The organism is Streptomyces sp. NRRL F-5123 (genome assembly GCF_000721495.1).
GTDB lineage: Bacteria > Actinomycetota > Actinomycetes > Streptomycetales > Streptomycetaceae > Actinacidiphila.
Genome location: NZ_JOHY01000169.1, coordinates 1 through 666 on the forward strand (window position 1 = coordinate 1; position 666 = coordinate 666).

Genomic DNA, 666 nt, shown 5'->3' on the forward strand with positions numbered 1-666 from the left:
CACCGGGAATTTGGGGTGTGTGGTGTCGGGGCGGGTGTCGTATGTGCTGGGTCTTGAGGGTCCTGCGGTGACGGTGGATACGGGGTGTTCTTCGTCGTTGGTGGCGTTGCATTCTGCGGTGGGTGCGTTGCGGGGTGGTGAGTGTTCGTTGGCGTTGGCGGGTGGTGTGACGGTGATGGCGACGCCGGGGGCGTTTGTGGAGTTTTCGCGGCAGCGTGGGTTGGCGGTGGATGGTCGTTGCAAGTCGTTCGGTGCGGGGGCGGATGGTACGGGGTGGGGTGAGGGTGTGGGGTTGGTGTTGTTGGAGCGGTTGTCGGATGCGCGGCGTCGTGGGCATCGGGTGTGGGGTGTGGTGCGGGGTTCTGCGGTGAATCAGGACGGGGCGTCGAATGGTTTGACGGCTCCGAATGGTCCGTCGCAGCAGCGGGTGATTCGGCAGGCGTTGGCGAATGCGCGGTTGTCGGGTGTGGATGTGGATGTGGTGGAGGCGCATGGTACGGGGACGCGGTTGGGTGATCCGATCGAGGCGCAGGCGTTGTTGGCGACGTATGGTCAGGGGCGTTCTGCGGAGCGGCCTTTGTGGTTGGGGTCGGTGAAGTCGAATATCGGTCATACGCAGGCTGCGGCGGGTATGGCGGGCCTGATCAAGATGGTCATGGCGATGCA

At 64.4% G+C, this 666-nt stretch carries 1 protein-coding gene; it reads left to right on the forward strand.

Annotated features, from left to right (window positions below; translation table 11 throughout):
• Window positions 1–666 (forward strand): beta-ketoacyl synthase N-terminal-like domain-containing protein (locus IH54_RS44215; RefSeq protein ID WP_199923544.1); only part of this gene is annotated, 666 nt, incomplete at both ends.